The sequence below is a fragment of the Erythrobacter sp. SCSIO 43205 genome (assembly GCF_019904235.1).
Taxonomy (GTDB): domain Bacteria; phylum Pseudomonadota; class Alphaproteobacteria; order Sphingomonadales; family Sphingomonadaceae; genus Erythrobacter.
On record NZ_CP063202.1, the window covers coordinates 1606128 to 1630237 of the forward strand.

General features: G+C 58.0%; 26 protein-coding genes. 5 read left to right on the forward strand and 21 right to left on the reverse strand.

The features are described 5' to 3' along the window. Positions 1–31: 31 nt before the first annotated feature. From INR77_RS07420 to INR77_RS07470, 11 genes are all read right to left on the reverse strand, one after another. Complete coding sequence (locus tag INR77_RS07420) at positions 32–910, reverse strand: cupin-like domain-containing protein (protein WP_223073237.1); 879 nt, start codon at positions 908–910, stop codon at positions 32–34. A 4-nt stretch (positions 911–914) separates the two neighbouring features. After that, on the reverse strand, positions 915–2084 hold the full coding sequence (locus INR77_RS07425; protein WP_223073238.1) for a GNAT family N-acetyltransferase: 1170 nt from the start codon (positions 2082–2084) through the stop codon (positions 915–917). Positions 2085–2278: 194 nt separating this feature from the next. Next, positions 2279–4396 (reverse strand): sodium-translocating pyrophosphatase, encoded by a 2118-nt coding sequence (locus tag INR77_RS07430; RefSeq protein ID WP_223073239.1) that lies wholly within the window; start codon positions 4394–4396, stop codon positions 2279–2281. A 182-nt stretch (positions 4397–4578) separates the two neighbouring features. Then, positions 4579–5409, reverse strand: a complete 831-nt coding sequence (thiL, locus tag INR77_RS07435; RefSeq protein WP_255573990.1) for a thiamine-phosphate kinase — start codon at positions 5407–5409, stop codon at positions 4579–4581. A gap of 23 nt (positions 5410–5432) precedes the next feature. Then, positions 5433–5903, reverse strand: coding sequence for a transcription antitermination factor NusB (nusB, locus tag INR77_RS07440; protein ID WP_223073240.1), 471 nt, complete (start codon positions 5901–5903; stop codon positions 5433–5435). After that, positions 5900–7192, reverse strand: a complete 1293-nt coding sequence (gene hisD, locus INR77_RS07445) for a histidinol dehydrogenase (RefSeq protein WP_223073241.1) — start codon at positions 7190–7192, stop codon at positions 5900–5902. The genes nusB and hisD overlap by 4 nt, the downstream gene beginning before the upstream one ends. Next, positions 7189–7857 (reverse strand): ATP phosphoribosyltransferase, encoded by a 669-nt coding sequence (gene hisG / locus INR77_RS07450; RefSeq protein WP_223073242.1) that lies wholly within the window; start codon positions 7855–7857, stop codon positions 7189–7191. Before hisG ends, hisD begins: the two co-directional genes overlap by 4 nt. A gap of 98 nt (positions 7858–7955) precedes the next feature. After that, positions 7956–8852 carry an alpha/beta fold hydrolase gene (locus INR77_RS07455; RefSeq protein ID WP_255574006.1) on the reverse strand — a complete coding sequence of 299 codons (897 nt, stop codon included), beginning with the start codon at positions 8850–8852 and terminating at the stop codon, positions 7956–7958. Beyond that, positions 8852–9664, reverse strand: a complete 813-nt coding sequence (locus INR77_RS07460; RefSeq protein WP_223073243.1) for an SDR family NAD(P)-dependent oxidoreductase — start codon at positions 9662–9664, stop codon at positions 8852–8854. The genes INR77_RS07455 and INR77_RS07460 overlap by 1 nt, the downstream gene beginning before the upstream one ends. 82 nt (positions 9665–9746) lie before the next feature. Next, positions 9747–10202 carry an NUDIX hydrolase gene (locus tag INR77_RS07465; protein ID WP_223073244.1) on the reverse strand — a complete coding sequence of 152 codons (456 nt, stop codon included), beginning with the start codon at positions 10200–10202 and terminating at the stop codon, positions 9747–9749. A gap of 9 nt (positions 10203–10211) precedes the next feature. After that, complete coding sequence (locus INR77_RS07470) at positions 10212–10484, reverse strand: BolA family transcriptional regulator (protein WP_223073245.1); 273 nt, start codon at positions 10482–10484, stop codon at positions 10212–10214. 89 nt (positions 10485–10573) lie between these two features. Between INR77_RS07470 and INR77_RS07475 the strand changes: the two genes are divergently transcribed. Beyond that, positions 10574–11179, forward strand: coding sequence for a J domain-containing protein (locus tag INR77_RS07475; RefSeq protein ID WP_223073246.1), 606 nt, complete (start codon positions 10574–10576; stop codon positions 11177–11179). Between the two features lie 24 nt (positions 11180–11203). Here INR77_RS07475 and INR77_RS07480 read toward each other — a convergent pair whose 3' ends face one another. Beyond that, a complete protein-coding gene (locus INR77_RS07480; protein WP_223073247.1) occupies positions 11204–12043 on the reverse strand; it encodes an oxygenase MpaB family protein in 840 nt (279 codons plus the stop codon). 113 nt (positions 12044–12156) lie between these two features. On the opposite strand from INR77_RS07480, the gene cobS reads away from it, so the two are divergent. Both cobS and INR77_RS07490 read left to right on the forward strand, forming a co-directional pair. After that, positions 12157–13146, forward strand: a complete 990-nt coding sequence (gene cobS / locus INR77_RS07485) for a cobaltochelatase subunit CobS (RefSeq protein WP_223073248.1) — start codon at positions 12157–12159, stop codon at positions 13144–13146. Between the two features lie 51 nt (positions 13147–13197). Next, the gene (locus INR77_RS07490; RefSeq protein WP_223073249.1) at positions 13198–15348 is read left to right on the forward strand and encodes a transglycosylase domain-containing protein; all 2151 of its coding nucleotides are present in this window, start codon (positions 13198–13200) and stop codon (positions 15346–15348) included. Between the two features lie 11 nt (positions 15349–15359). Here the strand turns inward: INR77_RS07490 and INR77_RS07495 are convergent, their stop codons facing one another. The 9 genes from INR77_RS07495 to pyrE are packed head-to-tail and all read right to left on the reverse strand — an operon-like array spanning position 15360 to position 21049. Then, complete coding sequence (locus INR77_RS07495) at positions 15360–15761, reverse strand: PaaI family thioesterase (protein ID WP_223073250.1); 402 nt, start codon at positions 15759–15761, stop codon at positions 15360–15362. Continuing rightward, positions 15754–16266 (reverse strand): PaaI family thioesterase, encoded by a 513-nt coding sequence (locus INR77_RS07500; protein WP_223073251.1) that lies wholly within the window; start codon positions 16264–16266, stop codon positions 15754–15756. The genes INR77_RS07495 and INR77_RS07500 overlap by 8 nt, the downstream gene beginning before the upstream one ends. 60 nt (positions 16267–16326) lie before the next feature. Continuing rightward, complete coding sequence (gene ruvX / locus INR77_RS07505) at positions 16327–16797, reverse strand: Holliday junction resolvase RuvX (RefSeq protein ID WP_223073252.1); 471 nt, start codon at positions 16795–16797, stop codon at positions 16327–16329. Next, on the reverse strand, positions 16794–17993 hold the full coding sequence (locus INR77_RS07510; RefSeq protein WP_223073253.1) for a DUF3089 domain-containing protein: 1200 nt from the start codon (positions 17991–17993) through the stop codon (positions 16794–16796). The genes ruvX and INR77_RS07510 overlap by 4 nt, the downstream gene beginning before the upstream one ends. A 21-nt stretch (positions 17994–18014) precedes the next feature. Continuing rightward, complete coding sequence (gene lepB / locus INR77_RS07515) at positions 18015–18896, reverse strand: signal peptidase I (protein WP_223073254.1); 882 nt, start codon at positions 18894–18896, stop codon at positions 18015–18017. A gap of 50 nt (positions 18897–18946) precedes the next feature. Beyond that, the gene (gene acpS / locus INR77_RS07520; RefSeq protein WP_223073255.1) at positions 18947–19393 is read right to left on the reverse strand and encodes a holo-ACP synthase; all 447 of its coding nucleotides are present in this window, start codon (positions 19391–19393) and stop codon (positions 18947–18949) included. Beyond that, positions 19390–19677, reverse strand: coding sequence for a pyridoxal phosphate biosynthetic protein (locus INR77_RS07525; RefSeq protein WP_223073256.1), 288 nt, complete (start codon positions 19675–19677; stop codon positions 19390–19392). Before INR77_RS07525 ends, acpS begins: the two co-directional genes overlap by 4 nt. 2 nt (positions 19678–19679) lie before the next feature. Beyond that, positions 19680–20426, reverse strand: coding sequence for a pyridoxine 5'-phosphate synthase (locus INR77_RS07530; protein WP_223073257.1), 747 nt, complete (start codon positions 20424–20426; stop codon positions 19680–19682). Positions 20427–20446: 20 nt separating this feature from the next. Then, positions 20447–21049, reverse strand: a complete 603-nt coding sequence (gene pyrE / locus INR77_RS07535) for an orotate phosphoribosyltransferase (RefSeq protein ID WP_223073258.1) — start codon at positions 21047–21049, stop codon at positions 20447–20449. Positions 21050–21296: 247 nt separating this feature from the next. On the opposite strand from pyrE, the gene coxB reads away from it, so the two are divergent. Further along, a complete protein-coding gene (coxB, locus tag INR77_RS07540) occupies positions 21297–22322 on the forward strand; it encodes a cytochrome c oxidase subunit II (RefSeq protein ID WP_255573991.1) in 1026 nt (341 codons plus the stop codon). 51 nt (positions 22323–22373) lie between these two features. Then, positions 22374–24077 (forward strand): cytochrome c oxidase subunit I, encoded by a 1704-nt coding sequence (gene ctaD / locus INR77_RS07545; RefSeq protein WP_223073259.1) that lies wholly within the window; start codon positions 22374–22376, stop codon positions 24075–24077. The last annotated feature ends 33 nt before the right edge of the window (positions 24078–24110 follow it).

Genomic DNA, 24110 nt, shown 5'->3' on the forward strand with positions numbered 1-24110 from the left:
CGCATCCCATGCGCGGTCATGGGGCTTTAGGTCAAGCCGGAGTGAGCCCTGCCTTGCGGATCGCCCTATAACCAAGCGATTTAAGGCGGTTGGTCTGAGGCCATCGACCAGGTGCTTTGGGCGAAAGGCCAGCTTTGCGCAGGATCGCGTTGAACGCGCGCGCTTCGCTTTCCTGATAGCTCCAATCAGAGCGCCATGTGATCGACAAGGAGACGCTTGGCGCAGGGCCATTTTGCACAAAATGCGGGGCCATCACGGGCACAAACAGCGCATCGCCGGGGCCAAGCGGAAATTCGGTTGCACCATCCATCAGCTCATCATTCCAAGTCAGCTCACGCGGGCCGCCGGTATGATAGCTTTCATGCACATGGTCAGACGCATAGCGCGCATCGCCAGCGGGGAATTGCGTCATCACTTTCGACCCGCGCACTTGCAGCAGGATGTTGTGTTCAGGATCAAAATGGTAAGGCGTGACAGCATTGGGGCTGGAGATGAAGATGAAACCTTGCGGGGTCAGCATCGCGCCGGTTTTGGCTTCGATTTCCTCGCGCAATTCGCCCAGCAGATCATCCAGAAGAGCCTTATAGGCGGGCGCCTGTTCAATGTTCTTGAGCGCGGCCCAGCTGTTCGCCTTTGCCACCTGGCGGATGGTTTCTCCGATGGACAGGCTGGGCGTGCCGGGTTTGCCGTCAATGCCGATGGGCAGGTCGCCGCGATTGTATTCGATGCTCGGCTGTGGAAGCTGTTCGGCAAGCTGCGCCAGTGCATCAAGTTCAAGCAGTGGATGTTCACCCAGAGAGTGACGAAGAATGTGCGGCCCTTCGGGATAGTTTGCAGCGAAGGTTTTACGCGCTTGCGCGTCGAAGGTCGTCAAATTGGTGGGTTTATCGAAGGAAGAGATCGCATTCATCGGTTCAGTTCCACACACGAGTTTCATAAGCCATCAGAGCGCGCGCAGTCAGCCGGCGAAGTGAACCGCCGATTGCGACGTTGCGGCTTACAAACGCACGCTTTTCACGCCAGATACGCTCAATCATTGAATGGCCTTCAACAGCGCAGCTATCGGTCCAGGCGATGTCTTGGCGATTGAGCAGGTCGAGGTTCTCAATCTGCAGCAAAAGCCCCGGTGAGAAGCGCGCATAATCTTCGTCAAACGCAGTTTTGAAACTAAATGCGCCCGGTGCAGCGATAAAATTGGCGAGCATTGCAATGGGTTTGCCATCAAGCCGCAGCGCCAGTCGTTCAAGCTTTCCGGCCCTTGCGGCGGAATACATCGCATCGGCGAAGAAGGCGTAAGAGGCAGGTTTGCTTTTGAGCGCAGAGCCAGCAACACCCTTCCAGCCAGCCGCCTCAAGCGTCAGATATTGTTCGATCCAAGGCTCAATGCACTCAGCGCCTTCGAGCCGTTCGAAGGAGAGTTCGCCAAACTCGCTAAGCCGGTTTTTCTGGCGGCGCAGCTCTTTGCGCTTCTTGGCGCTCATCGCTTCGGCAAGGTATTCTTCGGGGCTGAGGTTGGAGGCGAGCATTGCGCGGCTCGAACGTTCAACAACAGCAGATGCACGATCCATCTCAGCAAGAACCGCAACCAGTGCGTTATCGAGCGCGCCGCCTTCAGGAAGCGCGGGCAGGTGCAGAAATAAAGCTTGGCCCGGGGTTTGGTCGAGACAGCTTACCAAAGCTTTCCAGAACCCTTTTTCCTGGCCTTTGGTGACCAATGGCGACCCGCAGAAAGAGTGGTCGTGCAGCCATGTGCCAACATAGGGGAGGCCGTGGCCGTAATAGTCATTCGAATGTTTGATCGGCATCAGCCCAGTGAGACGCCCGCCGACCCAATAGGCGGCAATCTTATAAGCATCGCTGTCGGCGAACTGCTCAAACGAGGGGAGAGTGAACCACGCCTCAAAGAATGGATTGGGCTCTGCGCATTGGCGCGCGAGCGCCTCCCAATCGGCACGGAACGCCTTTGAATCGACGGTTTGCGTATCGAGCAGATGGAGCACACCGCGCGGGCGCGAAGGTGCTTTGGCTAGTGTGCTGACCTCTTCAGCAAAGCCGCCAATCGTTGGTGTTCTTGCAAGATCCATTGTGCACCGTCCCTGCTTTATTGCCACTATCTGTGCGACGAGCTGTATGTAGGCAGCGCGGCATCGTTAACGCTACCTTTCTCTTCTCCTCCGTTTTGGATGGTTCACATCGGGACAGTCGGGAGCCTAAATGCAAAGAACCCCGCCGCAGCGATGCCGGGCGGGGTTCCTCAAATTAAGTCCGGTGATTGCGCTTAGTGCGCGCCAGCCAAAGCCGCGAGCAGAAGCAGTGCGACAATATTGGTGATCTTGATCATCGGGTTCACAGCAGGGCCTGCGGTGTCCTTGTAAGGATCGCCCACAGTGTCGCCGGTCACAGCCGCCTTGTGAGCTTCTGAGCCCTTACCGCCGTGATTGCCGTCTTCGATGTACTTCTTCGCATTATCCCATGCACCGCCACCAGCCGTCATGGAAAGCGCGACGAACAGACCGCCCACGATCACACCCAGAAGCAGTGCGCCAAGCGCTGCGAAGGCGTTATCTTGGCCTGCAAGGAAGTAGATCACGAAATAGGTCACAATCGGCGCCAACACTGGAAGCAGCGATGGCACGATCATTTCCTTGATCGCGGCCTTAGTCACAAGGTCCACCGTGCGGGCATAGTTTGGACGGCTGGTGCCTGCCATAATGCCCGGATCAGCGGCGAATTGGTCGCGTACATCGACCACCACGTCACCCGCAGCACGGCCCACAGCGGTCATGCCCATCGCACCAAACAGATACGGAAGGAGCGCGCCGAGCAACAGGCCGACGATGACATATGGATTCTCAAGGCTGAAATTGACCTGTGCATCCGGGAAGAAGAGGCGAAGGTCAGCGGTGTAGGCGGCGAACAGCACGAGCGCTGCAAGCCCGGCTGAACCGATGGCATAACCCTTGGTCACAGCCTTGGTGGTGTTGCCCACAGCGTCGAGAAGGTCCGTCTTCTCACGCACACTCGCGTCCAGATCAGACATCTCGGCGATACCGCCGGCGTTGTCCGTCACCGGACCATAAGCGTCGAGCGCCACAACCATGCCAGCAAGGGCAAGCATCGCGGTTGCACCAAATGCGAGGCCGATGAGGCCAGCGAGTTGGTATGCGCCGATGATGGCTGCGATGATGACGATTGTGGGCAGAGCGGTCGATTCAAGGCTGATAGCAAGACCCTGGATCACGTTGGTGCCGTGGCCCGTCTCCGATGCCTTGGCGATTGATTTTACCGGACGGAAGTTCGTGCCGGTGTAGTATTCAGTGATCCAGATGATGATGCCGGTCAGCGCCAAGCCAATGAGCGAGCAGTAGAACAGGTCGCGGCCGTGGAATTCCACAGCATCGCCCGGGTTCAGAACAGTGCTCATGTCCGCGCCTTGAGTTCCAAGCGCATGAGCGATTGCAAACCAGATCAGCGGAATAGCGAGGACGGCGGTCGCGATAAAGCCTTTGTACATCGCGCCCATTACGTTCGTCCCATTGCCGAGACGCACAAAGTAGGTGCCGATGATCGAGGTCACGATACACGCACCGCCGATCAGAAGTGGCAGAGCCATCATCGGCAACAGCAGATCGCCGAGCGCCTCTGAAAACAGAAGGGCGGTCAAAACCATGGTCGCGCCAACGGTCACAACATAAGTCTCAAACAAGTCAGCAGCCATGCCAGCACAGTCGCCCACATTGTCGCCCACGTTATCAGCAATGGTCGCAGGGTTGCGGGGGTCATCCTCTGGAATAGAGGCTTCAACCTTACCCACGAGGTCAGCGCCAACGTCAGCGGCCTTGGTAAAGATACCGCCGCCTAAACGCGCGAAGATCGAAATCAGCGATGCGCCAAAGGCAAGACCGACCAAACCGTCGATAACGGTGCGGTCGTTCGGGCTAAGACCCATCGGGCCCACGAGCACATAGAAGAAGACCGCAATCGCCAGAAGCGCAAGGCCAGCCACCAGCATCCCGGTGATAGCGCCAGCGCGAAAAGCGATGGTAAGACCTTGTTGAAGCCCTTTTTCCGCAGCAGCCGCAGTCCGCACGTTGGAGCGCACCGAGATATTCATCCCGATGTATCCCGCAACACCTGACAGCACCGCGCCGATAATAAAGCCAACGGCGGGGATAACGCCAAGAAACAGTCCAACGACAACAGCGGCGACCACGCCCACGATGCCGATGGTTGTGTATTGGCGGTTCAAATAGGCTTGCGCGCCTTCTTGAATTGCGCCTGCAATCTCTTGCATTTTTTCATTACCGGCGCTGGCTCCCAGCACCTGGCGGCTGGTGATGAAGCCGTAAAGCACGGCTAACACGCCCAATCCAATTGATATGAGTATTAAGTCCACGAAGATTCCCCTCTCCAAAGCGTGGAAGAAATGCGCTTTGACCGGGATCTACCCTTGTTCTCTCTCATTCGCAGATCCCGCGCGCTGAGGTGTGTCAGCTTATCGGGAGAATGCGCCGACACAAGTGGGAATGCACTTCGATAGTGGGAAACTTTGCTGTTTTTGCAAGCTGGCTTGCAGTTTTAGCGATGTTCGAAGCCCAATCCCGACCCGTTTACGACAGCCTCTCCATCGACCATCAGCGGCGCAAATCCACGCGGCTCGACCTTGCCGATTGGCGTTGCCGGGACGGGCGGTGTGGTTCCTTGGGGAAGGGTAAAGAGTAATTCGTAGTCATCGCCCCAGCGCATCGCATCATCGCACCTGGCCCCCTTGGCGATGGGCACTGCGGCGGTGTCGATGGCAATCGTTGCTTCACTCGCTTGCGCCAGCCGGAATGCATCGAGCAAAAGCCCATCGGAGATGTCCATCATCGCGGTGACAAGTGGGGCGAGTTTTTGACCTTGGACGAGGCGCGGTGTGGGGCGGTTGAAGGCCTCCAAGTGCTCTTGGTGTCCCTCGAAACCGAGCATGGCGCGGCCAAGCGTGCCGGTCACATAAACCTCATCACCGATCTGCGCGCCTTTGCGAGAGGGGACGGGGGTGTGGCTTGCTCTGCCGATGGCGGTCAGGCCAAAAATCGCTGTCCCCGAGGCTCTGACCGTGTCCCCGCCGAGCAGGCTCACATTGAAGGCCAAAGCTGCCTCCCTGAGCCCTGCGAGGAAACTTTCATCACCTTCCCCCAAGCAATGCCCAAGCAGAACGCCTATCGGCTCTGCTCCCTTGGCGGCAAGGTCAGAAAGATTGGTCGCTACCAGCTTCCATGCGACATCGGCCATATCCGCATCAGTGCGGAAATGCGTGCCCTCAGCCATGGCATCATGGGTGAGGATCAATGTCTCGCTGCCCAATTCCAACACAGCGCAATCATCTTCGAGCCCGCGCGCCCCAGAATGGAGCGGAAGGGCTCGCAAGGCCGTAATGAAGTCGGCTTCGTTTATGACCGAACCTCTTTTGCAACCGCGTCGAGAATGCCGTTCACAAACTTGGCTTCCCGGTCGTCAAAGAAGGCTTTGGCAACTTCAACATATTCATTGATTGCAGCTGCCGTTGGCACGTCGGCGCGGGCCATCAGCTCATATGTTCCGGCGCGAAGGATTTGCACCATGGTCTTATCAAGGCGCGTCAAGGTCCAGCCTTCGGAAAGCCTGGCTGTCACCACTCCATCAATCTCGTCGCGCCGCGCATCGACACCGCGCACCAGATCGTTGAAGAAATCGACTTCAACCGCTGCAAGTTGCTCGCCTCCATTGCTATCTTCATCGTCCAGACGTTCGCCTAAGCGGTGACGGTGAAATTCGACGAGCAATTCATCGACCTTGGTGCCCTCCATCTGGCGCTGATAAAGCGCCTGAACAGCGGCGAGGCGCGCGGTCGAGCGAGCTTGAGATTTGGGATTGGTGTTCATTTAAGGCGCAATTCTACTGATTTGGCGTGGGCAGGCAGCCCTTCGGCATGGGCGAGGGTGGCGGCAGCCGGGCCGATGGCGCTGAAGGATGCGTCATCCAGTTGGATGAAGCTTGTGCGTTTCATAAAGTCGAGAACCGAAAGCCCGCTGGAAAAACGCGCGCGCCTGCCGGTGGGAAGGACGTGGTTGGGGCCAGCGACATAATCGCCCACTGCCTCTGGCGTCATGCGGCCAAGGAAGATGCTGCCAGCGTGGCGGATCTTTTCCATCATCCCTTGCGGGTCATCAATCGCCAGCTCGACGTGTTCGGAGGCAAAGGCGTTGACGAGGTCGGGCGCTTCGCGTGACAAATCGTTCACAACGATAATAACCCCGTGATCGTCCCAGCTTGCCCGCGCCGTCTTTGCGGTGGCCAGCATACTGATCTGCACGTCAATGCGGTCGGCCACTTCGGCGGCGAAGCCTGCATCATCGGTGATCAGGATTGATTGCGAAGTCGGGTCGTGCTCTGCCTGGCTTAAAAGGTCAGCGGCGATCCAATCGGCATCATTCTTGGCATCGGCGACGACCAGAATTTCGCTCGGTCCAGCGACCATGTCGATGCCAACCACGCCGTAGAGTTGTCGTTTGGCTTCGGCGACATAGGCGTTGCCGGGCCCGGTCACGACATCGACGCGGGCGATTTTGTCCGTACCATAAGCGAGCGCGCCAATCGCCTGCGCCCCGCCAACGCGCCAGATTTCATCAACACCGGCAATGTGCGCGGCGGCCAATACGAGCGGATTGGAATTGCCTTTGGGCGTGGGGGTGACGACCACCAGACGTTCAACACCTGCGACACGGGCAGGAATCGCATTCATCAAAAGCGAGGAGGGGTACGCCGCACGCCCTCCGGGAACATAAAGCCCGGCTGCATCCACCGGCCGCCAAACCGCGCCAAGCCGCGCGCCGGTATCGTCGGTGTAATCGCGGTTCTTTGGCAGTTGCGCCTCGTGATAGGCGCGGATGCGCGATGCCGCGAGTTCAAGCGCATCGCGCTGTTCATCGGCAAGCGTATCGTAGGCGGCCTTGCAGGCGTTTTCCGTGATGGTCCAATCGCTGTCTTCGCCAAGGGTGTAACCGTCAAAACGCTGCGTGTATTGGGACAAGGCCTTGTCGCCATTGCTGCGTACGGAGCGAAGAATATCGGCAACGGCGCCTGCAACATCGCTGTCCGCCTCGCGCCGTGCGTCGATCACACGCGAAAACTGGCGAGCGAATTCTGGATCTGTCGTGCTTAACTGTTTCATTGCGCGGTACTTTCGCGAAAGGCATCAACCAGCTGCGCAACGCGTGGGTCCGTTTTGTAAGCGGCGCGGTTCACGATCAAGCGCGCAGTGATGTCGATAATTTGCTGCGTTTCGACAAGGCCGTTCTGCTTCAGCGTGGCACCAGAAGACACAAGGTCAACAATCTGCCGCGCAAGTCCCAGCGAGGGGGCAAGCTCCATCGCGCCATTGAGCTTTACACATTCCGCCTGAATCCCGCGCGCCTCGAAATGGCGAGCGGTCAGGTTAGGATATTTGGTCGCCACGCGAAGGTGACTGGCATTGGCGTCGTCGTGTTCGTCACCCGCCATGCGCGCAACGGACAAACGGCAGTGACCAATGTTGAGGTCAACGGGCGCGTAAAGGTCAGCGTAATCAAACTCTTCAATCACGTCCGAGCCGACTATTCCGATTTGCGCTGCACCGTGCGCGACAAAGGTTGCCACATCGAACGCGCGGACCCGTATTAGCCGCATATCATCGCGGTTCGTGTCGAAAGAGAGCGAACGGTTGCTCTTATCGTGAAACCCGTCTTCCGGAACGATGCCAACCTGCGCCATTAAAGGCAGCGCTTCATCGAGGATGCGGCCTTTAGGAACAGCGAATGTAAGAGATGCGCTGGAATTGGAGGAGGGCGTCTTTGTCATGATGGCCGCGCACTTAAGGGTTGAGCACCCAAAGGGCAATACGAAGTGCGCAAGCGAACCAATGTGCGAACAGCGGAACCACCGTTAGCCGCAGCTTATTAAGCGCCCAGAAACACCTCCATCGCTTCATTTACCTTTTTGGGCGCACCCCAGGTGACAAAGTGCTCGCAGTCTTCGATCCGAACCAATGTAAGCGGGGCGATATGATCTTCCATTCCTTCCAGATTGCCCGGAGGGAGCGCGGTATCTCCCATTGCCCAGATGACAAGCGTCGGGATGGTGAGTTTCGGGACTTCCGGCGCTGAAAAGTCGGCTGGTAGCTCAAATGGCTCATTCATCGCTGGCACTTGCATCGGCGTCGCCCGGTAGTAGTTGAGCATCCCGAAAGCAGCATCTGGATTGGACCAATCGTCAAGCAGAATGGCGCGTTCCTCTGGCTCCATCGATGCCGAATCTTCCCAATCCGCCTCTTTTGCGAGCAACGGCGTGAGACCGCCCTCGCGGATCATCGGATCGTTCGCCGGGTCTCGAAACCCGCGGATATATTGCGAAGCCTCGCGCTGAACCTTGTCGGTGAACAGCAGTTTTGGAAAGATTGCGGGATGGGGGGCGTTGGCGATGATTGCTCGCTTTACCCGAGTGTGCTGGCCCGCCAGTGCAACGCCCCACGCAATCGCTCCGCCCCAATCGTGCCCGACGATCGTGAAGCTCGTTATGCCCAATGCATCGGCGAGCAGAAACACATCGCCTGTCAGTTTGTCAGGCGTGTATTCGCTGACTTCTTGCGGTTTGGATGACCCGCGATAGCCGCGTTGATCAGGCGCGATGCAGCGATAGCCGCTTTGCGAAAAATGCGCGATCTGGTGGCGCCAAGTGCGGTGATTTTCGGGAAAGCCGTGCAGAAATATCAAAGCCTCGCCATCGCGCGGGCCCATGTCCACCACGTCAAGCTCAATCCCATTGGCAAGGGTTGCGCGGGTTTGGGGAAGCTCGATCACGCCTCTGCTTCCATCTTTTCCATATATCCAGCCGCTACCATCGCGGCGACCTGATCGAACAGCGCATCGGGGGTACGGCGCGCATCGCCCATCGCAAGCTCGACGCCTTGCGCAACGATAATCTCGCGCTCTCCCTTGGCGATACCGTCGAGCATTGTCTTGGCCGCATCGGGTGCTGGAATGCCTTCGTCGATGGCTTTGTCAGAGACGCCGCGTAAAGAACCATCGGCGGTCATTGCGTTGCGCGACACATTGGTCGCGACCGAGCCGGGATAGATCACGTGCACACCAACCCCGGTTTGCGAGAGTTCAGCGCGCAGTGCGTCGCCATATCCGGCCAGCCCGAACTTCACTGCGGAATAGGCGGTGCGCATCGGCACGCCCACTTTGCCAGCGATTGACGAGATGAAGGCAAGTGCGCCGCTGCCGCGTTCGACCATGTGTCCGATCAGCCCTTGTGAAAAGGCGATTTGCGACGTCAGGTCGATGTCGATGATGTCACGGTAAACCTGCATATCGGTTTTAAGGGCGCGGCTTCGTTGAGAGACACCGGCATTTGCGACGGCGAGATCAACCCCGCCTTTCCAGGCAATCGCTTTGGCAGTTGCCTCAGCAAGCGCAGCCTCATCGCGCACATCAAAGGGTAGGATCAGCGTTTCGCCGCAATCTTTCGCCACTTCGGAAAGCCTCGCCTCATCGCGGCCCGACAGCACAAGATGCGCACCCCGGCTTGCCAGATCACGGGCCAGCGCCGCGCCAATCCCCGATGATGCGCCTGTAATCCAAGCGACCTTGCCCGTGTAATCCATGCGTCTCTCCCTTGTTTTCTTTGACTGCAATAGCTGCCGATTGCGGGCGAGCGGGGCAAGCAAATTTATTCAACGCGTCGCGCTATCGGGCAATTTGGCGCGCAATGATCTCGGACAAGTTTTCGGGAAAGATTGCTTCGGGCCAGTCGGCTAGCTCGTTCAGGGTGAACCAGCGGTGGCTTGTCATTACTTGGCGTTCAAGCTCGGTGTGGCCGCTTGTCTCGATAACGGGGGCGTTCATCCGCACGAGAAAATAGCGTTCATCCGCTTGTATCGGTTCGCCCTCGACGGTGATGAATTCCGGCGTGGTGCGTGCGATTTGCGCGCCCGGCTCGGCAGTGATCCCGGTTTCTTCGAAAAGCTCGCGCCGCGCGGCCTCTTCAAAGCTCTCGTGTGCCTCACATTCGCCGCCAACCGTCACCCAAAAGGGCGGTCGGTCCGCTACGTCAAAGCGGAAGAGCAATACGCGAGTCTCGACATCGAGCACGATGATCCGAGCCGCGCGCCTCACGCGCTTTGTGTTGCCAAATTCGTTCACTGTGAAAAGCTAGGCTGCCGGAGCGCTGGCCTTGATCGCGACCGCGTGGACACGGTCGCCCACAATATCGCCAAGCGCTGCAATCACGGCGCGTTGGCGAGCAAGGCGGGTCATGCCGGCAAACTCAGCCGCCTCGATCACGACGGTGAAATGCGATTCCCCCGATCCATCGTCGCCGGAATGCCCTGAGTGATGCGCGCTGTCGTTGATAATTTCGAGGTGCGTCGGAGCAAAAGCTTTGGTGAGAAGATTCTCCATTTCGCTTGCCACATTTCCGCTCATTTCGAATGTCCCTTAATTTTTCGCGATAGTTGTTGCGTAAATTTCACGCCTTGGAATCTGGCGTCTCAATCGCCATTCTCAAGCGCTTTATGGCCAGTAACCGATCTCAGACCCGATTCCACGGACGATTTGAAGGCGAAGACCGGGTTTGCGAGCATCCAACGTGTCGCGAACCGGGGGAGTTCCGCGCGCCCGGGCTTCGCCCCAATGGCTTTGACGGACCGGGCGAATACCGCTGGTTCTGCCTCGAACACGTGCGTGAGTTCAATCAAGGCTATGATTGGTTCGAAGGGATGAGCGCGGAAGAAATCCTTGATGCGCAAAATCCGGTGAACGGTTGGCGACGCGAAAGCCCCACTTTTTCCCCGCGCGCCGGTGTCGACGGGATGCCGCGCTGGAACGATTTCGATGACCCGCTTGAAGCCATTTCAGCACGCGCCAACGGGATCAAGAGCCGCGCTCAACGCGAGGCAGCGATGCAGATGTCAGGCCGATTTACCAAGGAAGAGGCCGAAGCTTTGGAGACGATGGGCCTTGGTTCTGACACCACCAAACAGCGCCTTCGCCGCCGGTATTCCGAGTTGGTCAGGCGCTATCACCCGGACCGCAATGGCGGCGACCGTTCCTACGAAGGGCGGCTCAACAAGGTGGTCGATGCCTATCAAACTCTGCGTAAGGCAGCTGCGATTTCGTAAGATCGGTGAGGGCCCTAATTCTCCTCAATTCTGCCTGAATGCCCAACGCAGCGTGCGGCCCACACCCCATGTCGCAGCGCGCGCGGGCAGGGCGGTGAGCATGGGGCGTTGCAGCCCAAGCATGGAGCGCGCAAAACCCGGCAGCATGGCAACGGCTTCTGCTCCGATGACGGTCTGAACCGCAACGGGCGTGCCCTTGGGGCGCTGGCTCAGTACCAATTGCGCCACTTCGCGCGCTTCGGGCGAGGGGCGAAGGTCGCTGCGTAATTCCCGGAAAAGCGCGTCCGCCTCGCGCCGCGTAGTGGGCACAGGGTCAGCACCAAGAGCGCGCGCGATGACGGCGAACTGGCGGTAATATTCATCCTGCTCGTGACCCGGCATATTGGGCCGCACATGGCGCAAATATCCTGCAAGAAAGCTTTGCGCCTCAGTCACATGAACCCACGCAAGCGTTCGCGGATTGGTTGCCTGATAGGGTGATCCATCGGGCAGCGTCCCACCCACCTTGGCGTGGATACGGTTGACCCGCTCAATCGCTTTTTGTGCATCGTCGCGGTGACCAAATGTCGTCACCGCAATAAAGCGCGCGGTGCGTTGAAGCCGTCCGTGCATATCTTCGCGAAAATTAGAGTGGTCGAGCACCCCTTGCAGCGCGTGCGGGTGAAGCATCTGCAAGAGGAGCGCGCGAACCCCGCCGGTCATCATCCCCACTATATCAGCGTGGACAAGGCGTATCGGTGTGTCCTTTTCAAATAAAGCTTCATCCGAAGGCGGGACAGGTTTTTGACCCGACGACTGATCGTTGAAGGTCGCGCGGACTTGATCCACGAGTTTCAGTCTTAGGCTTTCAACCGGAGAGGGCATGGGCGGGAACCTATCACACTCAATAGGAATTGGGAGAATATCTTGCGCTTTGGACCGGTTGCGACAAGCAACTCTTGCCCCGACGCTCGCAGCCCACTAACGGTCATGACGAAATGAATACGCACTCAACAGAAGAATTCGCAGGCGCAAGCCCTTTGCCAACCGAGCCCGACACAACCGTCGATGTGCGCGAGACATTTGGCATCGACATCGATTGGCAGGTTCCCGCTTTCAGCACGCCGTCAGAGCACGTGCCTGAAGTGGATGAGGCATATGTCTTTGATCCCGATACGACTTTGGCGATCCTTGCCGGCTTTGCCCACAATCGCCGGGTGATGGTGCAAGGTTACCACGGCACGGGTAAATCGACCCACATCGAACAGGTCGCAGCGCGCCTTAACTGGCCCAGTATTCGCGTCAATCTGGACGCACACATCAGCCGGATTGATCTTGTTGGCCGCGATGCAATCGTTCTGAAAGACGGTCAGCAAGTCACTGAATTTAAGGAAGGTATCCTTCCTTGGGCGCTTCAGCATCCGGTGGCTTTGACCTTCGACGAATATGACGCGGGTCGCCCTGATGTGATGTTTGTTATCCAGCGTATTCTGGAATTTGATGGCCGCCTGACGCTGCTTGATCAAAACCGCGTGATCACGCCCAACCCGCATTTCCGCCTGTTTGCGACGACCAACACGGTTGGGCTTGGTGATACGAGCGGGCTTTATCATGGCACGCAGGCGATCAACCAGGCGCAGATGGACCGTTGGAACGTGGTGGTTGCTCTGAACTACCTGCCCGCCGAAACGGAACAGCAAATCGTCGCCTCCAAAACGCCTGACACTGACGAGGCGGTGATCGCCGATATGGTCAAGGTCGCGGAGCTGACGCGTCAAGGCTTTATGAACGGCGATATCTCCACAGTGATGAGCCCGCGTACGGTCATAACCTGGGCACAGAACGCGGCAATCTTCAACTCAATCGGTTTTGCCTTCCGCCTGTCGTTCCTCAACAAATGCGATGAGGCAGAGCGCAGCCTGGTGAGCGAGTATTACCAGCGCGTCTTTGGCGAAGACTTGCCCGAGGGCGCGGCCAAGGGGGCCTAGGGCGTTCGCCGCTTGCCTTGCACCGTGTTATCCTGATAACACACCGTTGCAATGGCATTCTTTGACCGATTCTGGAGACGCGGACGGGCCGATGATCGCGAAAGCGATGAGGGCGGCTATTACGCGCTTTATGAATCGCAACGTCCCTTGGACCCGGACGATCGCACCACCAGTTACCGTCCTGCCGGCTCGACCGACTTTTCGCGTTGGGATGCGGGGCTTTCGCAGCTCGACAGCTCAGCGGCGCTAGTCCCCGAAGATCGCGGCTCTTTCTGGAAGCGCGCATTCTGGCTTGGGCGGCGAAAGCGCTGGTGGACGGTTCGCATTGTCGCTGCGATCATCGCTGTCTTCATCGCTCTGGTTGCATGGCTTGCGATTACCGCGCCGCTTTCGAAAAGCCTTGAACCTATTGCCGCGCCGCAAGTGACGCTGCTTGCGAGCGACGGCACGCCAATCGCGCGAAGCGGGGCGATGGTTGCCGCGCCTGTTAAAGTTGCTGATCTTCCGCCCCATGTGATTGAGCCGTTCCTCGCGATTGAGGACCGCCGGTTTTATTCGCACTGGGGCGTTGATCCGCGCGGGATTGCGCGCGCCGTTTGGACCGGGCGGGGCGGGGGCTCCACCATTACGCAGCAGCTTGCCAAATTCACATGGCTGACCTCTGAGCGCAGCCTTACCAGGAAAGCGCAAGAGGCGCTGATCGCGTTCTGGATTGAGACGTGGCTCACCAAGGATGAAATCCTCGAACGCTATCTTTCCAACGCGTATTTTGGCGATAATCAGTATGGCCTTCGCGCTGCGTCGATGCACTATTTTTACCGCAAGCCGGAGAATTTGAAGCCTGAGCAAGCCGCCATGCTCGCAGGATTGTTGCAGGCCCCATCGCGCTACAATCCGACCAAGCATTATGACCGGGCAAAAGCGCGCATGGATCTGGTTGTCGGGGCGATGGTGGATGCAGGCTATTTGACGCAAGCGCAGGCGGACCGGATGCCATCGCCGCGCCTGGATGTGCGCACAATCGATGAACTGCCCACGGGCACCTATTTCGCTGACTGGGCTCTGCCTCTCGCGCGCGAGGGGATAGAGCGTGGCTATGAAAAGCAGGTGGTGCAAACGACACTGGATGCGCAGCTTCAAGCGCTCGCCAACCGCGTGGTCAGCCGCGCACGTCTAGGCAATGCTCAGGTCGGCCTTGTCGCCATGCGCCCCACAGGCGAGGTGGTCGCCATGGTGGGCGGCAAATCTTATGCCGACAGCCCGTTCAACCGCGTCACACAGGCAAAGCGTCAACCGGGATCGACCTTCAAACTGTTCGTCTATCTCGCCGCGCTTGAAGCAGGGTGGGAGCCGGACGATACCATTTCAAACCAGTCGATAGAGACGGGCAGTTACCGCCCCAAAAATGCGCGCGAGCGGTATTCGGAAACGATCACTCTGGAAGATGCCTTTGCCACGTCGAGCAATGTCGCCGCTGTACGTCTGTTCAATGAGGTCGGCAGCGATGCGGTGATCCGCACGGCGCGTTCGCTGGGCGTGACGTCCGATCTGCCCGAAGGTGATCCCAGCCTTGCCCTTGGCACGACGAGTATGAGCCTTCTTGAGCTAACAGCTGCCTATGCCGGGGTTGCTGCGAACGAATATCCGGTGCGCCCTTATGCCTTCCCGCAAGAGGAGGAAAGTTGGTGGGAATGGCTGACGAACAGTAGGGGGTCCTTCTCTGGCCGCGTGCACGAAGACATGGAGCAAATGCTGCGCGCGGCGATCAATCGCGGCACAGGCGAGGCGGCTGAATTGCCCATCGCAAATTTCGGAAAAACGGGCACGACGCAGAATTACCGCGATGCATTGTTTGTGGGCTATGCGGGCGATCTGGTGGTGGGCGTGTGGGTCGGCAATGACGACAACTCACCGCTTGATAATGTCTCCGGAGGCGGGCTCCCTGCGCGCATCTGGAAAGATTTCATGCGCGGCGCTCTCGACTTGCCTGCGCCAAAACCCAAAGCCTCACCCAACCCTCAGGGCCCCGTTGAACCCTTGGACATCAACATTGAAGACGGCGAGGAAATCCCGCTCGGCGAAGATGGCACCACTTTGCGCATAGAAGAGGGCGGCCTCATCCTTAGCCAGGACGGCGTACCGCTCGAATTGCGCGTGACTGAGGACGGCATCCAGGTCGAACCAACCGGAGATGGCCCGTAAAGCGCTGTGCCTTAAGTCTTTGGTGCCATCAGGATATTCATGATCGCACTGGCAATCGGCTTGGATCGGTCGGTTTGCCATGCCTCAACGCTGATATTGGCATTGCGCCGCCCCATGCGGGTGATGCGCGCCTTGGCAAAGCTGGTCAGCGGCTTTCCCGCCGAGAGATATTGCACTGTGATGTTCACTGGCTTCAACTTTGCTTCACGCCCGTCAGCGGCAAGTTGCGCTCGTAAGGCAGCGTAGGCCGCGTTTTCGAGCAGGCCGGCAATCGCCCCGCCGTGATAGTGGCCCGGACGCCCTTCGACATCGGAGCTGAAGTCAACCGTCAGGATCGGAAGGCTATCTTCAACCTCGTGAACCGAAATGCCCAGCGCCTCGGCATAGGCGGGGAGTGTGTGCGCTTCAGCCATTGCCATTCTCCTTGGCGCGGGCTTCGGCTTGCGCCTTGACCTGTTTTCCGATGGCCTTGGGATCGGCAGATAGCGTCATAAAAACGCCCGCCATTGTCGCGACGGTATCGTCGGGATCGCCATCGTGAGCGGTGCCGCGCACAAACGCGGCGGATTTGGTGATGCGATAACATTCGACCCGCCCCCAGACTGCGCTGCGCTCTTTAGCAGGGCGTTGATAATCGACGCGAAGGTCGAGCGTTGCCACTGGCACAAATGTCCCGCGCGTGCACCAGATCGACATCCCGCTCGCCATGTCGAGAAGGCTGACGATGGGACCGGAGGCAAGCACCGGCCGGTCGGGTTCGCCTAACAGTTTCTCATTCCACGGCAGTTTGAGTTCGACCCAATTGTCGCCGTGATCGGCATATTCAAGGCCAAGCCAGCCCGGATGGGCTCTGGCCATAAACATCTTTGACACTTGGGCAGGGTCAAACGCTTGGATCGATGGTGTTGTGTCAGTCATAGATGACGATGTCATTGGAGCGGCTCGTGCGTGATGACAATCTCTAAATCACCGCAATAATCAAAGTATGCCGCCGGCCATCCGGTCAATCGCGCCTTGAAGAATGACTGCGGCTGCGTGGGCATCGATGGTTTCGGCGCGGCGCGCGCGGCTCATGTCCTGACCGATCATCGCGGCCTCGGCTGCCTGTGTGGACCAGCGTTCGTCCCATAAGAGAAGGGGCAGGGCAAAGGCCTCATCCAGATTACGGGCATAGGCGCGCGAAGACTGGGCTCGCGGCCCCTCGCTGCCATCCATATTGCGCGGCAAGCCAAGCACGATGCCTTTGATGTTCCGCTCTTCGATCAGCGCGGCGAGCTTCGCCTTGTCCTTGCCCCATTTGCTGCGCGCAATGACACTGCCGTTGGTGGCAAAGCGCCAGCCTGCATCGCAGGTCGCGGTACCGATGGTTTTCGTCCCAAGGTCAAGCCCCAAAAGGACACCGCCATCGGCTAGACATTCTGCAAAATCAGGCGCGCTTTCGGTGATCAATTCGCGCCTTCTTGGCTGCCTACAAAAGCAGAAACGCGGCGCGCAACATCCGCCTTGGTGTTCGCCCAGAACAACGGGATGTCATAAACGTGGTAATTGTTCCCCGGCAGGACGTAAGAGCCCATTTCCGGCGGATCGCCAATCATCAACAGGCCATTGTCCACGCAGCGCGCTGGAACAGCGCCGGGCACAAGCTCGCCATTGGCCATGGTGTCGTCGGGCACGAGCGTCCCAAGGTTGGCCTGCGCCTCAGCCTCGCCGCCGAACTTGCCAGTGAGAGGATTGGTGCAAAGGATTTGGCTGTCACCGCGCAATTGCCCGTCAAAGCCGGTGGAGGCAGCGTAAGTGTCGATCACCGCCGAAGGATCGGCCGGTTCGGCATAGCTTGACCATGAAAGAATACACCCGGTTTGCGAGGGCGTGGCGCAGGCGGGAACGCCCAGCGCTGGCAGATCATGCTCTACCGAAATCGGCCAGCCGATCGCGTAAGAGGCAACCACGCGCGATGCGTATTCGCTGTCCTTCACCTCTTCGCGCAAAAGGCGCAGGAGGTGGAGTGAGCCTTGCGAATGGCCCACCAACACAATCGGCGTCTCCTCATCGACCGAATCGAGGAAAAAGCGGAACGCTTCGAGCACATCAGCATAGGCCGCATCGAGCGCTTTTTCCGCTTCGGGAGCGGTGGTCAAAAACGCACCCAAGGTCGCCTGACGATAGCGCGGTGCCCAGATTTCCTGCGCAGCATTAAACGGGCTTGCCATGCCTCGGATATAAATGCGCGCGATGTCTTCTGCTTCTTGATCGCCAATTGGCGCGTTCCAATTGTCCGTTCCCCGGTAGCTGGTCGGATGGACGAAGAAGACCGCGAAATCGGGCACTTCGCCGCTCACGCCAAGCTCTTCGCTTTGCGGGTCGACGGGACGCGAGGTGGTGGCTTTTTCGCTGCCTTCACCCGCAGAAACCTCAGCCAATGCCGGTTGCCATCGCGCGGGGTCATTCACTCCGATACCGGGGCGCGAATACCACATGGCAGGGTCTTGATAGGCGTTTTCCTGGAGCGGCTCCTGCTCGACAAACTCAACATCGGGCACAAACACGAAGGCAGTGAGTTCCTGCGACCAGACGCGCAACACAATCAAGGCTGCAAACACCAGCACGATCATAATTGCGATGAAATAGAGAAACTTACGGGCCATGGGTGTCCCTTTTATGTTCGCTTATTCAGCTGTGTTTTCTTCGGCTACGGCAGGGCGTAAAGTAGTAAGCGCCCGGTCGCCGCGCATGGCAGAAAACCACGAAAGCGGGTTCCATGTGGCAGAACCATCAAGGCTGAAGGTGATGAATTCCGCGCGCCCGCCGATGTTTTCCAGCGGAATGCCATCGCCAAGCCCACGCGCTTCAGCAGGGGCACGGCTGTCCGCGCTTTCGTCGCGATTGTCGCCCATGACGAACACCTCGTCTTCTTCAACGACATAAGGCCCGTAAGTATCGAGGCTTTGATCGCGATGATCGATCACCAGGTAGCTTGCCCCATTTGGCAGCGTTTCGCGGTAAGTGGGTGGCTCAAACCAGATCGACCCGTCGGCTTCGCGCACGCGGTAAGGGTCATAGGAACTCAGGCAAGGTGAACCATTGCAAAGAAGCTCAGGCTCAAACGGGATGCGTACCGGGGGCACCACCTCGCGCTTGATCGGCTCACCATTCAGGATGATGCGGCCCTCGCGCACTTCGATGGTATCGCCTGGAAGGGCAACCACGCGCTTGATATAATCCTCATCACGGTCCGGGTGCACGGGGATGACAATATCGCCATATTCCGGGGTTGAGCCCAAAATGCGCCAGTCACCGCGCGGCAAGAGGTGGAAGCTCGCCGAAGCCCATGACCATCCGTAAGGATATTTGCTGACCACCAAACGGTCACCCACATACAAAGTCGGCATCATCGAGGTGGAGGGAATGTAGAATGGCTTTGCGACGAGGCTGTGGAAAGCCAGCACCGCAAGCAGCATAAGGGCAAGGCCGCGCAGTTCAGCCCACCAATTGATGGCCTCTTGATCGGAACTGTCGGTGGATGGGTTGGTCTGGCTCACTGTGGTCATAGTCTCTGGATGGTTGGTGTCGGGCCGTTATTTTCATCTCAAGGCCCTCGTCAAACGAATTCGACGGGGCCTGGCGAAAGATCGGGCTCTTTGGGGGCTATAGGGAATGCTTCGATAATAACAAAGGCCTGAGCCCATGGGTGATCATCCGTGAGTGTCAGGTGAATGGCAGCCTTGTGCCCGGGCGGTATCATTTCCTTCAGACGTTCGGCCGCTCCGCCAGTTAGGGCAAGTGTGGGCGCGCCTGATGGTTTGTTCACAACCCCAATGTCTTTCATAAAGACGCCGCGCTTGAACCCTGTGCCCACCGCCTTGCTGAAGGCTTCCTTGGCGGCAAAGCGTTTGGCGTAAGTGCCAGCAATGGTGAAAGGGCGGCGGCGTGCTTTTGTGCGCTCAATATCGGTGAAAACACGGTTTTCAAAGCGCTCGCCAAAACGGTCCAATGAGTTTTGAATACGCTCGATATTGCACAGGTCAGAACCAAGGCCGATGATCATTGAAACGTCCTGACGATGATAGCTACCAGTAGCAGGAGCGCAATCACGTGCAGCATCACCTGTGATTTGAACAAGGGATGCGCGAAATCACCGCGACCCATGCGGATGGCCCCGACATAGCCGAAGATCTGCAATGCGACCCAGCCAATGGCAAACGGGCGAAGCACCCCGGTGTTCAAGGAAAATCCAAGAAAGCCAACGGCGATCAGAAACAGCGCCGCTGCTGCGAATGCCCAGCGTTTTTGTGTCGGCGCAAGGGGAGGGAGGTCTTGGGGCTCGGTCACGATTACCCGCGTGCCTCATCCATAAGTTCGCGCATCCGGCGGATGGCGGGCTCTAACCCTGCGAAAATCGCTTCGCCAATGAGATAGTGGCCGATGTTGAGCTCTGCGATCTGGGGGATGGCAGCGATGGGTTGGATATTATCATATGTAAGGCCGTGGCCTGCGTGCGGCTCAATCCCGTTCTTGGCAGCCAGCGCGCTCATATCGGTGATCCGGCGAAGCTCGCTTTCGGTGCGCTGTACATCGCCTTCAAGAATTGCGTGAGCATATTCGCCAGTATGAAACTCGACCACTGGTGCGCCAAGACGAATGGCTGCGTCCAATTGCGCCTCGCTGGCCTCGATGAACAGCGACACGCGAATCCCCGCCTCACGCAACTGATCGACGATCGGCACCAGAGTGTTGTGCAGACCAGCAGCATCAAGGCCGCCTTCGGTCGTACGCTCCTCGCGCTTTTCCGGCACGATACAGGCGGCGTGGGGTTTGTGGCGAAGGGCAATCTCCAGCATTTCCTGAGTCGCTGCCATTTCAAGGTTCAGCGGTAGATCGGTTGCATCCTGAATCCGCTGCAAATCCTCGTCGCGAATATGGCGCCGATCTTCGCGAAGATGCGCGGTAATGCCATCGCCGCCCACCGCGGCCACGATCTGTGCCGCGCGCACAGGATCAGGGTGATCACCACCACGCGCGTTACGAATGGTGGCAACGTGGTCGATGTTCACGCCGAGTCTGAGCTTTTCAGGGATCATTCGTTGTCTATTCTTTGCGGCTATTCTTTTCGGCTTCCGGGCTTTGTCACAGCTACGGCTGCGAGTGCATCCGGGATGTTGCCCTCATCGTAGGTGGGGAAGTCAAAAGCGGCCAAGGGAAAAAACGGCACTCCCAAATCGACGGTTCCCATAGATCTGTCGATAAGCGAGCATTCTGCAATCACCTCGCCACCTTCTTTTGCAACGGCTGCAATCGCCTCGCGGCTGGATAGGCCGGTTGTAACCACGTCTTCGACCATCAACACCTTTGCACCCGGCTCAAGCGCGAATCCACGGCGCAGGTGGAAGATACCATCGGGCCGCTCAAGGAACATCGCATCCTTACCCAGAACCCGCGCAACCTCCTGTCCAATGATGATGCCGCCCATTGCCGGAGAGACAACGACATCGACCCGGTCAAGAATATCCCCGGGAATCCCTGCGACTACGCCTTGCGCCAAGCGATCCGCACGCGCCGGGTTCATCAAAACGCGGGCACATTGAAGATAATGGCCAGAGTGTTTGCCTGAGGACAGCTTGAAATGCCCTTCGAGAAGCGCACCGCTTTCGCGAAATTCGGCAAGGACTTCTTCGATGGTCGTGGGGATGGTATGGCCGGACATGATCTAGGTAAATTTCCGCTGTCTTGAGGGGGAAAGATTTGAATTTTCGACCGCCAATTGCGTAGGTAACATGGCGACTTGCATAATTTTCTCCCTAGAAGCGCTTGAGGCATTGGGCAAGCGTCGCTAAGGGGGCTCGGATTGTGGCAGGTGTGCTGCGATAAACGGGTGGGGCCTTCAACCTTTTGCTGGGTCGGGTCGTAGCTCGTGATGGGATAAATTTTGAAAATGATTAGGCTCTAAAGCTATGCGTCACGCATTTAAACGCTTTCACCTCGGATTTCTGGCACTTGCCGCTGTGATGTTCGCGCTTGTCGCGCCTCAAGCTGTTTCGGCTCAGGAATTGACCCGCGACGAAACTGTGAACGCTGCGGTCGAACAAATCGAACAGATCACTCCGGGCGAGCCCGCCGAAGTGGGCGCGGGCGAAGCTTCAAGTGGCTACACTCCGATGGCTCCAACGCCGGGCAAGGGTATGCCAAGCTCTTACGAGAGCGATCCGCTGGGAAGCATGACCTTTCAGGACCAATACAGCCAGGACGGCCAGTACGCGCTCTGGATGCACAACACGATCCTGCTGCCAGTGATTGTTGCGATCAGCATTTTCGTGCTGTTCCTGCTGCTATACGTGATGGTGAAGTTCAACCGTCGCTCAAATCCCAATCCATCGCGCACCACTCACAACACCATGATCGAAGTGATCTGGACGGTTGTTCCGGTGATCATTCTTGTGGTGATTGCAGTTCCTTCGATCACGCTTCTTGCGCGCCAATATGAAGAGCCACCTGAAGATGCGATCACGGTGAAAGCTGTGGGTTATCAGTGGTACTGGGGTTATGAATATCCTGATCACGATGTTGAGATCATTTCGAATATGCTCAGTGAAGAAGAGGCTGCTGCGCGCGGCGAAGCTGAGCAGTACCAGATGGCCGTCGACAATCGCATGGTTGTTCCAGCGGGCGTTCCTATCCGCCTGCAAACAACGGCTGCTGACGTGATCCACGCTTTTGCTATCCCGTCGCTCTGGTTCAAGCAGGATGCTGTTCCGGGCCGTCTGAACGAGCGTATGCTGACGATTGATGAGCCGGGCGTTTATTACGGCCAGTGTTCAGAGCTTTGCGGTGCGCTTCATGGTTTTATGCCGATCACTGTCGAAGCGCTTCCGATGGAAGAGTTTGAGGCATGGGTGGTCGAGCAAGGCGGCACCATTCCTGGCGCTGAAGTTGCAGCAGACACTGACGCAGAGGCAACCGAAGGCGAGGCGGCTGCGTAACTCGTAGGCGACCGACACAAAGACAAGATTACACTCGAGAGAGCTAAGACTATGGCAACCACCGCAGACAATTTCGCTCCGGCAGCAGAAGCGGCGCATGATGATCATCACGATCACAAGCCCAGCTTCTTTGCCCGTTGGTTCATGTCCACCAACCACAAGGACATCGGTACGCTTTACCTGATCTTCGCGATCATCGCCGGTATCGTCGGCGGCGCGATGTCGGGTGTTATGCGTCTGGAGCTGGCAGAGCCGGGTATCCAGTATCTTTGGTGGTTTGCGGGCTCCGATCCGACGGACATCGCGGCTGCTGGTCATATGTGGAACGTGTTTATCACTGGCCACGGGCTTATCATGGTCTTCTTCATGGTGATGCCAGCGATGATTGGTGGCTTTGGTAACTGGTTTGTGCCGCTTATGATCGGTGCGCCGGACATGGCCTTCCCGCGGATGAACAATATTTCGTTCTGGCTGACGGTTGTGGGCTTCCTCTCGCTCCTTTTCTCGCTTTTCGTACCGGGCAACTCGATCGGTAACGGAGCAGGTGTTGGCTGGACGGTTTATGCGCCGCTCTCCACCACCGGAGCACCTGGCCCTGCTGTCGACTTTGCGATTTTCTCGCTTCACTTGGCGGGCGCAGGCTCGATCCTTGGGGCGACCAACTTCATCACCACCATTTTCAATATGCGCGCGCCGGGCATGACCCTGCACAAAATGCCGCTGTTTGTGTGGTCGGTGCTTGTAACCGCCTTCCTGCTTCTGCTTGCGCTTCCTGTGCTTGCAGCAGCGATCACCATGCTCCTGACCGACCGTAACTTCGGGACGACCTTCTTCGACCCAGCGGGCGGCGGTGACCCTGTTCTTTATCAGCACTTGTTCTGGTTCTTTGGTCACCCAGAGGTGTATATCATGATCCTGCCGGGCTTCGGCATGATCTCCCAAATCATCGCAACCTTCAGCCGCAAGCCAGTGTTTGGCTACCTCGGCATGGCCTACGCTATGGTTGCAATCGGCGTTGTCGGCTTCATCGTGTGGGCGCACCATATGTATACGGTCGGCCTCGACGTGAACACGAAGATGTACTTCACCGCGGCGACCATGGTCATCGCTGTGCCAACGGGCGTCAAAATCTTTAGCTGGGTTGCGACCATGTGGGGCGGTTCGATGGAGTTCAAATCACCCATGGTTTGGGCGCTTGGCTTCATCTTCCTCTTTACCGTTGGCGGTGTGACGGGCGTTGTGCTGGCCAATGGCGGTATCGACGATAACCTCCATGACACTTACTATGTGGTGGCTCACTTCCACTACGTGCTGTCGATGGGGGCTGTGTTCTCCATGTTTGCCGGTTTCTACTACTGGTTCCCGAAGATGAGCGGCCGGATGCACTCTGAGCTTTTGTCTCACCTGCACTTCTGGGTGTTCTTCATCGGCGTGAACGTGATCTTCTTCCCGCAGCACTTCCTTGGCATGAACGGTATGCCGCGTCGCTATCCTGACTATCCGGAAGCTTTCGCTTTCTGGAATCAGGTGAGCTCGTTCGGCTACATCATCATGGCAGCCTCGATCCTGATCTTCTTCGCCAACATCGCCTATGCCTTCATGGCTGGCCGCAAGGCAGAGAATAACCCATGGGGCGAAGGGGCCACGACGCTTGAGTGGACGCTGACGTCGCCTCCGCCGTTCCACCAGTTCGAAACGCTGCCAGTGATTGAGGATCATCACGATTATCACGATCACCGTCCGGCAACTGCTTAAATGGTGGCTCCGCTAAGGCGGGGTACCAAGAAC